Origin of the sequence: Achromobacter deleyi (assembly GCF_013116765.2) — a bacterium.
In the GTDB taxonomy this organism is placed as follows: Bacteria; Pseudomonadota; Gammaproteobacteria; order Burkholderiales; family Burkholderiaceae_B; genus Achromobacter; species Achromobacter deleyi_A.
Window position 1 is genome coordinate 5,605,184 of the sequence record NZ_CP074375.1, and the last position, 16,054, is coordinate 5,621,237.

2 protein-coding genes are annotated in these 16,054 nt (G+C 63.1%); both read left to right on the plus strand.

Annotated elements, in window-relative coordinates:
• Positions 1-192: 192 nt before the first annotated feature.
• The gene (locus HLG70_RS25480) at positions 193-15,213 is read left to right on the plus strand and encodes a LysM peptidoglycan-binding domain-containing protein (protein ID WP_213697138.1); all 15,021 of its coding nucleotides are present in this window, start codon (positions 193-195) and stop codon (positions 15,211-15,213) included.
• Positions 15,210-15,671, plus strand: a complete 462-nt coding sequence (locus HLG70_RS25485; protein ID WP_171668016.1) for a hypothetical protein — start codon at positions 15,210-15,212, stop codon at positions 15,669-15,671. Before HLG70_RS25480 ends, HLG70_RS25485 begins: the two co-directional genes overlap by 4 nt.
• The last annotated feature ends 383 nt before the right edge of the window (positions 15,672-16,054 follow it).

Genomic DNA, 16,054 nt, shown 5'->3' on the forward strand with positions numbered 1-16,054 from the left:
AAAGACCGGCCATCCGCCGGCTCATACAACTTGTCCGCTTGGTGCCGCGGCGGTTTAGCCCCGGTGAGGCGACATTGCGAAAGACCAAGCCGGGGCGCTAAACCGCCGACCCGTCCGATGGAGAAGTTGATCACGGACAGTGCGCCCTCGAAATGAGCGGCCGGAAATAACAACTGAAAGGACTTCCGAGATATGGTCGCGATCGTTAGTGGTAACAGCCTGGGCCTGAACCTGACCTCCCTGGGGATACTGGGAGAGCGGGGAGCTGTCGGCAACGCCAATCTGGGTCGCAGCTCGGAGCAGGTCTATGTCAACCTTTCGACGGGGAATCTGGTCTTTCGCAGCCTGGACGACCAACTGGCCGGCGTAGGGTCATTGTTCGGATCGGTTCGAACGTACAACAGCCAGGGCAATCTGGGGAACGCGGATGGGTGGTCCATCGGGTCGGCGCTCAAGAAGGTGCGCCTGGTGGGGCAGTTGAACCAGGCAGGAAGCACCATGATCCGGGTCGACGACGATGGATCCGAAGAGCTCTTCTACTACAACGCCAGCATCGGTTCCTACTACTCGGCCAAGGGTACCGAGGCCCATGACCATCTGTCGATGGATGCCTCGTCGGGTCAGTATGTCTGGAAAGATGGCACCACGGGGTTGACCGAACGCTACGAGGGTAGCGGAGCCGGCAGGATCCTGAGTGCGACGGACATCAGCGGCAATACGCGAACGTACGCCTACGGTGCCAACGGCAAGTTGGCCAGTGTCACGGACGCCGGGGGCGGCATCACGTTCTACGACTATTCGGGCCAGAATCTGACCCAGATCCGTACGGCCACTGTCGAACATGGCGTGCAGGTGGTGCAGACTCGAGTGCGCTACGGATATGACAGCCTGGGCCGCTTGTCGGCGGTAGTGGTGGATCTGTCACCGGAAGACAACTCCATTGCGGACGGTAAGGTATTTCAGACTTTCTACGCCTATGACGGCACGAGCGACCGTATTGCATCGGTGTCGCAAAGCGACGGCACGCAGGTGTCGTTCGGCTACACGCAAGTTGGGAATACCTACAAGGTCACCCATTCCGTCGATGCCTTGGGTCGCGTGACCCGCTACGGCTACAACCCGAATGCAGGCCAGTCATGGATGGTCGACCCTCAGAACGGGATGACCTATTTCCATTATGACGGCGCCGGCAATGTCACGAGCGTCCGGGCTGTCGGCGCGGGCGTGGGCGGCAATGATCACACCGTGAACTACACCTATAGTTCGGGGCAATTGATCCGGATCACGGAGCCTGGGGGCAAGGTGATCGACCTTGCGTACGACGTGCAGGGAAACCAGATTCTGTGGAAGGACTCGGCGGGGAACGTTGTAACGCGGACCTACGATGGCCAGAACCGGCTTATCGCGGAGAACGCCTATGTCGTGCCCATGTCGCCCAACGGCAGCAGCGCCTACGGCGATCTGACCACGCGTTATGTCTATGATGCCGCGGGCCACCTGCGGTTCCAGTTGTCCCCTGCCGGGAATGTCACCGAATATCGGTACAACGGCTTCGGCGAGCGGACCAGCACACTGCAGTATGCCGCAAGCGTGCATCCGCTGACGGGTCTGACGACCGCGACGGCGCCGAGCGAGGCCCAGATGATTGCCTGGGCAGGCGCGGCGGACAAGAGCCGGATCTCGCGCGTGGACGCGGTCTACGACTACCGCGGATTGCTGCAGCAGACGATTGCCTACCAGGAGGTCAACAGCGCGGGGGAGGGCGTGCTGGACGGCAACCAGATCCTGACGCGCTACGTCTACGACCAGGCGGGCCGGTTGCTGACAACTATCTCGCCTACCGGCGGCGCCACCTCCTATACCTATGACGGCCTGGGCCGCGTGCTGTCGGCGCAGGACGCGCTGGGGAACGTCAGCTACACGCAATACGACGATGCCGGCAACCGGGTGGTGGTGACGCACGCCAACGGTCTCAAGAGCATTTCGACCTACGACATGGGGGGCCGGAAGGTCAGCGTGATCGCGCAGTCCGCGGCTGGCCAGAATCTGGGCGAGACCAAGTACGCATACGACAACAACGACAACCTGATCATGACGACCGACCCCAGCGGGGCGCGCACCTACATGATCTACGACCAGTTGGGACGCAAAGTCGGCGACGTGGACGCCACCGGCGCAACCACCGAATACGTATACAACGCGGCCGGGCAGCTGTGGCGCACGAACCTGTACTCCGGCAAAGCGTACCTGGAGCGGCTGGTCGATGCGCAAGGCAATGCGCTGAATCCGCGGATCAGCAACGTGGTGCCCGCTACTGGCGCCGCCACGGTGTGGAACCTGTATGACACGTCGGGCCGGCTGGCCAAGACGATCGACGCGACCAATGCGATCACGGAGTACCGCTACGACGGCGCCGGCCGGTTGATTCAAGAAATCCGTTATGCCAACCGCATGACGACCTGGAACGTTGCGCAGCCCAGCCGCCCCGAGCATGCAGTCGTTACTGCCTCGCCGGCGGACGCCAAGACATTCAACTTCTACACCGCTGATGGCAAACTGCGCGGCACGGTCGATGCGGAAGGGGCGGCTGTCGAGTACGTCTACGATGCTGCGGGCCGCCAGGTCCAGAAGATCTCGTACGCGAAAAAGACAACGGTCGCCGCAATGACAGGCACCACGTCCTTCGACAGCATCAAGCCGGCGGCCTCCACCGCCGACATCAGCGAGTACTGGCTGTACAACTCGCACGGCAGGGTGGTCGGGCATGTGGATGGCGAGCGCTACCTGACGGAATCGGTCTATGACGCCAGCGGCAACCTGACCACCAGGGTTCGCTACGCCACCGCAGTGACCGGCGCGACGCCGGCGTCAACCCTTGCGCAGCTGCGTCCGGCCTCCAGTGCCGCCGACCAGGTCTGGGCGTTTACCTATACCCGCCTGAACCAGGTGTCTTCCGAGCGCAATTCCGAGGGCTCGCTGACGCTGTACGTCTACGACAAGATGGGCCGGCTGACCTCCACGGTCAAGGCGGCGGGAATGGCGAACGCGCGCGGCCTGTTGTCTCGCTACGACCTGCAAGGCCGGCTGATCGGCGAGCTGTCCGGTCAGGGCGCGGCAAAACTCCACGAAAAGATGACGCAGGCCGAGGTCGACCAGGTCTGGAGAGATCACGGCACGACCTACACCTACGACGCGGCCGGCCGGCGCACGTCCATGATGGACGGGGCGGGCCATCGAACGCTGTACTACTTCGACCAGGCGGGCCGTGTCACTCACACCGTCAATGCCCTGGGCTATGTCGAGGAGCGCGTCTACGACAACGTAGGCCAGTTGGTGGAGACGATCAAGTATGGAACAGCCATCTCCCTGCAAGGCCTGAATGGCGGGCTGGTCAATGACGCCCTGCGTGTCGCCATTGCCGCCAAGAGCAATACAGACGTGGATATCCGCGCGACCTACAGCTACACGCTGGACGGCAAGGTGGCGATCGAAACCGACGCCGCCGGAGGCGTCATTCAGCATATCTACGATGCCTTTGGCAACGAGATATTGCGGTTGTCCAAGATATCCGCCGCGATCAGCCGCACGGACACGATGGCATATGACCGGCTGGGACGATTGACCGAGCTCACGGAGGATGCAACCGGCTACGGGCGCAAGACCAAGCGAGAGTATGACGCGTTCGGTCGCGTGACTGCGGTGCGCGACGGTTACAACACTGCCGTCAACCACCGGTACGACAAGGTTGGCCGCGAGGTCCTGACGTATGACGCATTCGACCAGAAAATCACGGCCTATGATGCCTTCGGCAATGTACTGGCCCGCATCGATGAATTGGGCCGGCGCACGACCTACGCATACGATCTCAAGAACCGCAGCGTGACGATGACCACCCCGGACGGGGTGTCGGTCACCACCATCCACAATGCTTTCGGGCAGACCGTGGAAGTGCGCGATGGAAACGGAAACACCACAAAGTACGCTTACGACGCCGATGGCAACTTGCTCCGCACCGAAGATGGCGGCACGGTTGTCACCAATACCTACGACAAACTGAAACGCCTGATGGAAAGCGTGGACGGCCGTGGCGTCAAGACGGTCTATACGTACGATGCGGTGGGCCAACGGCTGAGCCGCGAAGTCGATCCGGACGGCTTGGGTTCGCTGACGCAATACCGATACGACGGATTCGGGCGGCAGTACCAGACGATCGATCCCGCCGGTCATCAGACCGTGGTGACGTTCGACAAGACCGGGCGCATTGTGTCTTCCGCGGTGGATGCGGGCGGCTTGAACCTGGTGACCCGCTACACCTATAACGAAGCGGGCCAGCAGCTGACCGTGACGGCGCCCAATGGCGTGGTGACCCGCTACACCTATGACAGCCTGGGGCGTAGGGACTCCGAGACGCTGGACCCCTCTGGCCTGGCGATCAAGACCGTCTACAGCTACGACCTCAATGACCGCCTCATTGCCCGCACCGACCCCGCCGGCGCCAAGACGCTTTATGCGCTGGATCAGCGCGGCCGCGTTGTCATGACGGTCAATCCCAACGGCTACGTGGTCGAGACCCGCTACGACGCGGCAGATCAGATCATCGGCACGGTCTCGTACGCGACGCCGGTAGACCTGACCGCCGCCGGCCCGCTTCCCAGCGAAGCCCAGCTGCGCGCGCTGCTCAAGCCGCAGTCGGCTGACATCGCCGAGTATCGCTACTACAACGCCGCCAGCCGCCTTGCGATGACCGTGAGCGGCACCGGCAACGTGGTGACATACAGGTACGACGGAAACGGCAACGTCATCGACCGGACCGCCTACGCGAACCGTCTGCCGGCCGAGTTCATTGGCGCGCCTTCCATGCCGGACGCTCCCCAGCCAAATTCCTTCTACGACCAGCATCAGCGCACCGTCTACGACGCGTTGGACCGGGCCATCTTCCAGATCGATGGCGCCGGCGGCGTGGTGCGCCTGCGCTACGACGCCAACGGCAACGTCCTCGAACGCGTCGAGTACGCGGCTCGGCTTCCGCCTAGCGACCCGGCCCCGGCCCCGGCCCCGGTGGCCGTCATCGGGCCGGATGGCCTGGGCGCGGAAGCCGACCCGGAGCCGGCGGCCTACACCACGGGTCCGGGGGACGCCCGTATTGACGCCGCGGCCCTGGAGGCCGCCATCGCGTCGCTGGCCGATGCGCAGCGCGACCAGCGCAGCGTGAACGTCTACAACGCGGCGGGTTGGCTGACATACACCATGAACGGCCTGGGCGCCGTGACGCACAACGTCTACGACGCGGCAGGAAATCTGCTGACACAGACGCGCCATGCCACCCGCATGGCCCCGGGCAGCGATCCGGCCGCCGTACCGTCCAGCCCGGGCGACATCACCGTGTCCCGTGTCTATGACGGTGCGAACCGTCAGGTGGCGACGGTCGATGCGAACGGCAACGTCACCCGCTTTGTGCTGGACGCGGCCGGCCGTGTCATCTTTCAGATCAATCCCTTGGGTGCGGTTTCCGAAAGCCGTTATGACGCCGCAGGCCGGCTGACGGTCGCGCGCGGATATGCCGCGCCCATCTCCCTGGCCGGGCTGGGGCAAAGCGTCACCGAGGCCGAGGTCCGCGGCTTGCTGACGGAGCAAGCCACGGATCAGCTTGAGTATCGCTACTACGGCGCCGACGGCCGGCTGGCGATGACGGTGAATGCGCTGGGTTCCGTGGTGACATACCGCTACGACGCCAGCGGGAATGTCAACGAACGCACCGCCTACGCCAACCGCCTTCCCGCGGCAAGCATCGGGACCGTGAGCATGCCTGCCACGCCCGCGGTGGATATTGCCTACGACCAGCGCGAGCGCATGGTCTACGACGGCCTCGGCCGCGTCGTGCTGCAGGTGGATGGTACGGGCGCCGTGGTGCGCCAGCGCTACGACGCCAATGGCAAGGTCACGGAGCGCATCGCCTATGCGGTCCGGGTGCCCGCCAACGTAGTGCTGACCGCCGCGGCGGTCGACGCAGCGCTTGCCACGGTGGCGGATGCGGCGCGCGACGTGCGCACCGTGAACGCCTATGACGGCATCGGCCGGCTGACCCACGTCATGAACGGCCTGGGCGCCGTGACGGAGAACATCTACGACGCCGCCGGGAATCTGGTACGCCAGATCCAGTATGCGACGCCGATCGCCCCAACGGCCGACCCCCGGAGCGTCCAGGGCAGCTTGAAGGATCGCGCCAGCGACTGGGTTTATGACGGCATGGGCAGGCAGATTCTGGCCGTGGATCCGACGGGCGCGGCGACGCGCCGGGTGCTCGATGCGAACGGCAACGTCGTGCAGGTGCTCAGTTACGCGACCCGCCTGGGCGCGAACGTGCCGCGCCTGGCCCAAGCCATGCTGGGCGCGCTGTCCCCGAGCGCGCAAGACCGTGCCACCACCACGGCGTACGACGCCGCGGACCGCGCCGTCCTGATGATAGACGCGCAGCTTGGGGTGGTGCGCAATACCTATGACGCCGCCGGCAATCTCCTGTCTGTCCTGCGTTATGCGGAGCGCCTGACGGGCAGCGGTCTGGGCGGCGCGGACATGGCCAGCTTGAGCCTGGACGCGTTGAGCGCGCGCCTGCCAGCGGCCAGCTCGCAGGACCGCAACGACCGCAGCGTGTACGGCGCAACCGGGCTGCCGCTGTACAAGATCGACGCGGCTGGATTTGTCACGCAGCTGGAATACGACACGCGCGGCAACGTGGTACGCAGCCGCCTCTATGCGACGGGCGTACCGTTGACTGGCAACCCGACTGCCGCGGAGCTGGCGGCGGTGCTGACGTCGGACAACACCCGGGACCGGGTGGATTCCTTCGTGTACGACACCGCCGGGCGCCTGCTGGGTAGCACGGACTCGCTGGGAAAGTCCGAGTCGTATACCTATGACGGCGTGGGAAACAAACTCAGCTTCGTCAACAAGGCGGGTAGCCAATGGACCTATGAATACGACGCCGCGGGCCGGCTGACCGTCGAGAAATCGCCGTTGATCAACGCCGTGGGCACGGTGCTGGACGGCGCCGGGAACCTGGTGGTGACAGGCGCCCAATCGGTCTCCATGGTGACCCGCAACGTTTATGACGCGCTGGGCAACCTGGTGGCCCGCACGGAGGCGGACGGGCGCCCGGAAGCCCGGACGACCCGCTATGCGTTCGATGCCGCCGGCCGCCAGATACGCACGACATTCGAGCCGGTGGACGTCTACAACGCCCAGGCGGACAACTTGCTCACCAACGGCGCATCCGGCGTCGCCGGGCGCAGAGAGACCGCCGGTGTCGCATTGCACGCCGATGTGCTGTACGACGCATTCGGCAATGCGGTCGTCGGGCGTGATGTTGCTGGCGCGGTCAGCTACAAGGTCTACGACAAGAACGGCGCGCTGAAGTACGAAGTCGACGCCGAAGGCTATGTCACCGAGTACGACCGGAACGCCCAGGGCGACGTCACACTGCGCCTGCGCTATGCCGCGAAGACGTGGCTGACGGTGCAGGGCTATGCCGCGCTGACCGCTGAGACCGTGGCTGCCTTCGTCAATGCCGCGGGAGTTGATCACAGCGGCGATCGCGGCGTGGTGACCAGCTATGACCAGTTGGGCCGCGCCGTGGAGGTCAGTCAGTCGCAGATCTACGCCTACGATTCATCGGCGGCGGCAGGCGCCCAGTATTTCACCAGCAACAAGCTCACGCGCACGGAGTACGACGCCTTCGGGCAGGCCGTTGCCGTGCACGAACTGGTCAACCCCGTGTCCCGGGTGTGGGCCACCACGACGCAGTACTACGACCGCCGCGGCAATGTGACCGCGAAGGTGGATGCGTTGGGCTACGTCACCACGATGTCTTATGACGGACTGGGCAATAAGACATCGGTGCGCGAGTACGCCAAGGCCGCCAGCGTGTGGGATGCCAAGTCCTATACCCTGCCGGTGACTGATCTGAGCGACCGGCTGCTGACCTACACCTACGATGCGCTGGGCCGGAATACGTCGGAAACCCGGGTGGGGGTCGAGTACAGCACGCAGTCGAACGGCGTGGCGGGCAGGGGAGACTTGAAGACGACGTTTGGGTATGACGTGCTGGGCAATCGTACGCGCATCACGGATGCCAATGGCGCGTCCACCTATACCTACTACGACGCCCTGGGCCGGGTCACGGCCATTGCCGAGCCGACGCGCACCGCCCAGGTTTCCGGAGCGGTGCTGACCCCGTTGACCACCTTCCAGCACGATGCGTTGGGCAACGTCGTGGCCACGATACAGCACGGCGGCGGCGCGGCAAGCGCCAACGAGTTTTCCTATGCGGCGGCCGGGGGCCAGAATCGCGCGACCGTTACGCGCTACGACAGCCGCGGCAACAAGATCCAGACGACCGATGCCAACGGCAAGAGCTCGTTCGCGTCGTTCAACGCTGCGGGCCAGATGGCCAAGCAATGGCGTGGCGTGACGGGCAACGACGGCAGCGTCAAGACCTGGTTCCAGGCCTACGAGTACGACAGGCTGGGAAATCAGACCCGGGTCATCGATCCGGCTTCGACGTCCGTGCTGAAGAACGGCATCCAGACCGGATGGGCGTCGTCCAGCAAGGAGTTCCGGCAGACCAACAAGTACGTCATGACCGGCACCAACACCATCAACCTGAACTGGTCGTCATTGATCGACGCAAGCGGCGGGCTGGTGCGGGTCCAGGTGTATTACAGCACTGTCAACACGCTGTACTCCGAGACGATCGTCGATGAGGGCGGCGGCGAAGGCGGCGAGGGCGGGGTATCCCCGGGAGGGACCACCATCACCTACGGCTCCCCCAGTGTCGCGACCAGCCGGACCATGGACTTCGGCGCTGCCTCGGCGGCTTCGGGTGTCTCCATCAGCTGGAGCGACTATCGGGTGCAACAGGGCGGGATCTCCGAACTGAGCTATCTGCGGGTATGGCAGCAGGACGCTGCGGGCAACTGGGTCAGCAAATGGGAAGGGAGCAACAGCCAGGCCAACGGTTCCGGGATCTTCGATGTCTCGCAGCAGGAGGCGGGCTGGTCTGACACTGTCACGGAATACAACGCCTTCGGCGAGGTGATACGCCGAGGGGTCAACGGCGGACAGCAGGAGTATTACCAGTACGACAACGCCGGCAATGTAGTGCGAACCAATGCCAAGGACGGCAAAGACCAGATCACGCTGTACAACCTGCAGGGCAAGGCCACGGCCAGCATGACCAGCGACGGGGCCGGGGGCAGCAACGTCAACGTCGCCGCCATCGGGTCCATCCAGCAGGCGGCAAATATGAGCAACCTGCGCCGCGAGGAGGTGCTGTACGACCTGCTGGGCAACGTTCTGCAAACCCGAGCGCCGGTACGGACGGTCTATGAAGGGGGGGTGACCGTCAATCGCGATTTCACCTACGCGTCGATTGCTTCGTCGGCCACGCTTTACTACATCCCCAAACAGGGGACGGGCGGCAACGAGGGCGGCGACGGCGAGGGGGGAGAATCCGGCTCCGGTCAACCGGTGGATCCTGGCACGCCTGCCTGGCGCGGCACCAACAGCGTCCAGCTGGGATGGACGAGCCTGGCAGGCCTGGGCGATGGCGACGTACGGGTGGTCATGACCTATCTGAGCGCGGGCGGCACCCGCCGCAGCATTACCCAGGACTATCCTTCCGGCGCGGCCACCTCGGGTGTGACGATCAGCTGGGACGGCACGGCGACCAATACGACGGATGCAGGCGTCAGCCGCGTTGTTGAAATGGTGGTCTACAAGAAAGACGTCAACGGCAGTTGGCAGACCGTAATCAATCAACAGGGTACGTTCGGCAACACCGGCAATTTCATCGACGTGGCTGCGCCGGTCGATCCCGGCACGTACGTCAAGCTGGAAATCCGCGTTCCCAATGGGGGTTGGAGCGAGGTCGGAACAATCCACTACGGCAACTCCTTGCGATATGACGCGGGGGGCCTGGCCGTAGGGAACTATGAGTACCGCGTGTCGCAAATCGCGCGGGATGGCGTCGTGAAGGTGACAGGCACCGGCACGCTGGCCCTGACGGCGCCCAGCCTTGCCTCGGTCGGCGGCGCGATGGGCTTTGGCGCCGTTGGCAATGATGTGTTTAGCTGGCCGTCGTTCGGAGCAGGCGTAGACGCGCAGTTCCGTTTTCGGCCTGCGGGCGGCGGCGCATGGACGCAACTGCCCGTTACGGCCCGCACCGCAGGCCATGACGGCGTGGACTGGGTCCCCATGAATCCAGGCCAGTACGAGTACGAACTGCTGCTGGTCGACCGGGGTACGGGCGCGGCCTACGCGCATGCCACGGGAGTCATCAACAAGGCGGCCGCCATTCCGGACCGCTGGGTGCCGCCGGTGGGAATCCCGCCGATCCATCAGAACTTGCAATTGGATGTGGCCACCACCGGGATTTCCTGGACCGCCACGGATTGGCGCGACATGATCGGCACTGCGGTGCTCAATTATCGCCTGCAAGGCAGCGGCGCCTGGCATTCGGTGGCCATGAACAAGAGTTCGACAGGGCTGCCATTTGGCTCGGCCGACGGTGGCGGGGGCGTCGGCGAGGGCGGAGAGGGAGGCGAGTCCGGTTCGGGGGGCATGACGTACTGGGTTCGCCTGGGCCGCTTACCGCCCGGCAACTATGAGTTCGATCTGGTTTATACCCCCTACGGCGCCTCCGAGCCGAGCAAGCACCGCATTGGCGTGATCTCGCAGGCGGCCACCATCCCTGGCTATTACTACACGCGCTACTACACAGTGACCGTGCCGTATCAGGTCTGGGTGCCGCCAACCGGCAACGGAGAAGGCGGCGAGGGCGGAGAAGGGGGGGGTGGCACGCCAGGCTATTGGAGGACCGAGTACCGCCAGGAACAGCGTTCCGAGCAGATCTGGGTAAATGCCGTCGAGTACCTGCCTGGCATGTCGCAGACGACAGCGACCTACGTGCCCGGCTACGTGGTTCCGGGCCGGCCCACCAGCTACGCCCTGAGCAGCACGACGGCCAGTTATCCCCAGCCCATCAGCATCAGCGGCTCCGGCGCGCTGGGCGTGGTGGCGTCGTGGTCGCCCGTAGGCGCCAATGGCGGGCCGCAGTCCAGCCGGCCTACGGTCGAACGCAGCTATGACCGATGGGGCAATGTCCTGACGGTGACTGACCCGCGATCCCCTTATTGGATCACGCGCTACACCTACAACGCCAACAACCAGATCACTTCCGAAGTTCGTCCGAACTCGGATGGCGTCGTCGGGGCGGGGCCGTCCACCTACCTGTACTACGATGCAGCGGGCAACAACGTCGCCACGCGCGATGCCAACGGCAATGTCAACGGCGTGCAATATGACGCAGGCGGCAACCGGGTGCGCGAGACACATGCCGATGGCGGGGTCTACCGCTATGAATACAACGCGCTGGGCGACAAGGTGGCATGGGTGGATGCCCTGGGTAATACCACCGGGTATACCTACGACAATATCGGCCGCCTGATCCTCACCTCCAACGCCGCGGTCGCCAACTATGCCATCGCGGGCAACGCCGTGGACCTTGTCCACACCGGCTACAAGACCGTCATCGAAAGCGTGACCTATGACGAACTGGGCAACAAGCTCAGTTCCACCAACGGCGCGGGCGAGACGACCTACTTCCGCTACGACCTGCGCGGCAACGTCACGGGCGTGCGCAAGCCCGGGCTGTGGACCGAACTGCGCACGGCCTACGATGCGCGCGGCAACAAGACCTTCGAAGCTGACGGCAATGGCAACGCGTCGACCTGGGCGTACGACTACTTCGGTCGTCTGGTCGCGCACACCGACATCGGCGGCGCCAAGTACTACTACACCTACGACTACGCCCGCCAGCTGTTGACGCAGACGAACACGCGCGGCCAGAACCTGAACTACAGCTACGACGCCGCGGGTCAGGTCACGCGGATCCATGACGCCGCCATGGGCAAGATCACGGAGTTCTCCTACGATCACGCGGGCAACAAGGTGCGCGAGCGCACCACGCAAGGCGGAGGCGTCTACCAGAACAACATCATGGGGTACGACGCGCTGGGACGGCTGCGGCAGGTCTCGGACAGCTATCTGCGCCAGAACATCGACTACGACGCCAACGGCAACCGCACGCGGGTGCAGACGCAGTACACCGACGCGTCCGACACGTGGCGCAACCGCGACTACTGGTACGGGTACGACTCCATGAACCGGCAGACGACGGTTGAGGGCGTGAACGCCAATCTGGAGATCAACGCGACGCAAGGCCACAAGCTGAGCTATGACGCGAACGGCAACCGCCTGAGCGACACGTATTGGGACAACCGGATCTACAACGATGGCGGCACCGCCGCCGGCTTCACCACCGAGGCCTATACCTACGACACGCTCAACCGCCTGACCACGTTGCACCGCGACCGGATGTTGCTGGACGCGCGCTACTACGACGGCGCGGACCGCGTCGTGATGAGCGGTATCGACGGGTCGCTGGGCAAGGCCTTCTTCGACCGATCAGGCCTGGCAAACGAACAGAAGCGCAACATGTACGACGCGGCGGGCCGCCTGGCCAACGTGCGCGTGATGCACATGACGGCGGGCGGTCTTGCCAGCCGCTACAACAGCGCCTACACGGGCTATGACCAGGCAGGGAACGTCACCCAGTACCGCATGGACATGTGGGACGGGACGTCCTACACCAACACCTATACCTACACGCACGCGCGCTACGAGGGCTATCGGGAGGCGACGCTGTCGGGAGTCAGCACGCAGCTGGATCCTGGCCAGACGACGTACCAGTACGACGTCAACGGCAACATGATCGGTGTGGTGGACAGCAAGGACAGCAGCAAGAACCAGACGCTGGTCAACGACGCGAACGGCAAGATCCTGATGCGGCTGCAGAACGGCACGACGATGCGGTCGCTGATCGTCAACGGCGAGCTGCTGGGCACCACGGGTCCGAGCGCCGGGGTGGACGACTTCTCGCCGTCGTTCCGTCCGATTGATGGGGGCAATCCCTCGGCCAGTCCGGGCTCGTACCGGATCCAGGCGGGCGACACGCTGCAGACCATTGCGCAGCAGGCGTACGGCGACAGCCGGCTGTGGTATCTGGTCGCCGAGGCCAACGGCCTGGCGAGCGACCGCGACCTGCGCGTGGGCGCCACCGTCACGATTCCGAACCGGGTGACGGGCAACCACAACGACTACAAGACGTTCAAGCCGTACGACCCGGGCAAGCTGATAGGCGACACCACGCCGACGATGCCGGTGCCGGAAGCGGATAGCGGCGGCGGAGGCGGGTGCGGAGGGATCGGGAAGATCTTTGTCGCGGTGGTGGCGGTGGTGGCGACGGTGTTTACGGCGGGGCTGATGGCGCCTGCTGCCGTTGCCACTGCGGCGGCTGTCGGGACCACCACGGCCTTGGGAGCGACGATGGCGGCGGGGTTCGCGGCATTGACGGGCGCCGCTGGTATGACCATAGGCATGGGCATAGGCATTGGCCTGGCCGCGGGGGCAGTAGGGAGCGTCGTGAGCCAGGGAGTCGGCATGGCAATCGGCGCTCAGGCCAAGTTCAGTTGGGCCGGCGTGGCGTTAGGCGGCGTGTCGACCGCCGTGACAGCGGGAGTTTCCGTCGGGTTTGGCGGGATTGATACGCTCAGCACCGCAACTGGCGCGCGTGCGCTCGAGCTGGCGGGACGATCGATGGTGAGCTCGACGATCACGCAGGGTATCGCCATGGCGACGGGTCTGCAGTCCAAATTCAGTTGGAACAATGTGGCGGCGGCGGGGATCGGGGCCGGCGTGGGATCGGCGGTCGCATCCGAGCTGCTCCCGAATGCGTCATTGTTTAGTGAAAGGCTGACGCGTGGATTTGTGGCGGGAGCGGTGGGAGGTGTTGCGGCAGCGGTGCTGTCTGGGGGCAAGGCGAACTACGTGCAGGTCGCGGTCGATGCATTTGGGAATGCGCTGGGGAACTCGTTGGTGGATGAGATGCGGGCAGTCCAGAGTGGTCAACAGCCTTCGAGCAGACAGGCGGGCACCGGGGTGAAAGTAACTGCACAAGACCTTGAGGCGTTTGCTCCAATGCCCGTGATAGGAGATCAGGGCAGCCTTCCTCTGGCCAAACTGCGGGCAGAGTTGGCGCAGGGAGACATGAGGCTGCCTGCTTCGACTCTACCGGGTTCGAACGATATTCCACCTGAAAGGCCGATTAGCTTCGATTCTTCGGTTCCGCTAATTCAACTGGCGGCGGGCGGCACGACGATGGTGGACTACCTGCCGTCACCGACGGAAGAGGCCGTCAGGCTGTCACAGCTTGCTGGTAAGGGGCAAGTTGAGCTTCATGGGATAACTGTTGGAGGCCGCTTGCTCGCTCATGGCGCGGGTTTGTACGATCTAGCTGCCGGTCAGGCTGAGGCTATGGGCATGAGCTTTGGCGTAGTAGGCACTGCAGAGAGCCGGGCGAATTGGGCGGTGAACCAATCCGAAGCAATGATTCAAGGGCTGGAGAGTTTTTGGGAGCATCCGTGGGAGAGCATCTCGGGGGTGTGGAATGATTTCACCAGTGACGACGCCGGTAGAATCAGGGGGGGGACTTCGGCGCTTGTAGGTGGAGGGTTGAGCCTTAGCGCCGCAGGCTTTGCTTCCACCAGATGGGCTGGGGGGCTACGCGGATCAGTAACCGCCATTGCGGACACAGCAGTAGAGCGCACCGCTCTTCGACTGTCGGCAAAACCGTATTCTGGTGATGTGTTTGCACCTGAATTCGTTGGGCCGGTTAAATATGAAACCTTCTTTAGAGGGGATGCCGCCCAAAGAACGGAGTTCTTTTCATCAATGGCTGCAGAAAAGGGGCTGCCTCAAACTCAAGGCTACTTGAATAGCTTGGAAAATGACACTTGGGCGCTTAGAGCTAAAAACCATTCGATCTACAACGATGGTTCTCCATTTGTCTCAGTTTCTAATGATCGCAGAGTGGCAGAGTATTTTGCGAGGGGCGATTTGCAGAATCAAGCTGGCTGGGTGACTGAGTTCCGTGTGCCAAGCGGGAATCAGGCCAAGGCATTCAAGTATAATTGGCAAAGTCAGTTCAATTCGCCCAACGGGGTGAATAGAGGGCTCGGGTTGCCTGAAGGAGAGTTTCTTGCTCCTGGTTATATTGACCCGGGGTATATCCACATTCAATATCCGGTGAAACCATGACTGATGTTTATAGATTGAGTTGGGAACCCTCGGGACGGGTTCCCGAGGATTTGATTTCTAATCAAGTCATGAAGTATATGGATAATGAAGCGACGTTTGCTCAATTCCATGCGGGGACGTGCCTCATGTTGCAACCTGTCGAGGACTTGGATGAAACCATCGCAGGAGCCATGAAAGAGGCGCGAAGAATTGCCGATTTCAAAGTTTACCCCATGAAAGAGGGTGACTATCTGGTTTTTTTTGCTAGCCCATTACTGGTTTATGTGGGCAAGGATGAGTTCGAGGAGCAGAAGCAAGAAGTGGTCAAGCGCCTTGAAGAGCTAAAATTCCCGGGCGAAGTTATTAAGCCAGATGCGATTCCTTTAGGCGAAGCCGATGTTTTAATTGGTTTATATGCTCGCGGGAAATTGCAGTTCGATGCTTGGAGTGGCGGTGGTTATAAAATAGTGCATCCTTAAAATCAGGGGTGGCAGAATTTTTTTTGTTTTAGGCAATCTGAAATTGCATCATTCGCTAACAGGCCCAGCCGAGAGTCGAGACGGCTCAGAAATTTAACGATTTAAGGTGCCTGGCACTCAGGTTTTCCCACGAATTCATTGGCATTCTCCAGCGAACTCGGCAGATCCCGGTGGTGCTTGCAAGGGCTCAGGTTCGGACGTTTCGCCCATCGTCCGACCCCGTTCGGTGTAGGCCAAAACTCCTGGCGTGAGCAATGAGATCGTCGGTCGTTGGGCTTCCGTGCGGTATACGGCCAGCAGGGTGCGCATCGCACGCACCCGGCCAATGCCCGCTCAGTTGATTCAACTCCGAGACGACCTACTTCCGCTACGACCTGCGCGGC

What these genes read in the sequence shown, in the direction of transcription:
- HLG70_RS25485 (WP_171668016.1), top strand. Translation starts at nt 15,210, where the DNA reads ATGACTGATGTTTATAGATTGAGTTGGGAACCCTCGGGACGGGTTCCC.
- HLG70_RS25480 (WP_213697138.1), top strand. Translation starts at nt 193, where the DNA reads ATGGTCGCGATCGTTAGTGGTAACAGCCTGGGCCTGAACCTGACCTCC.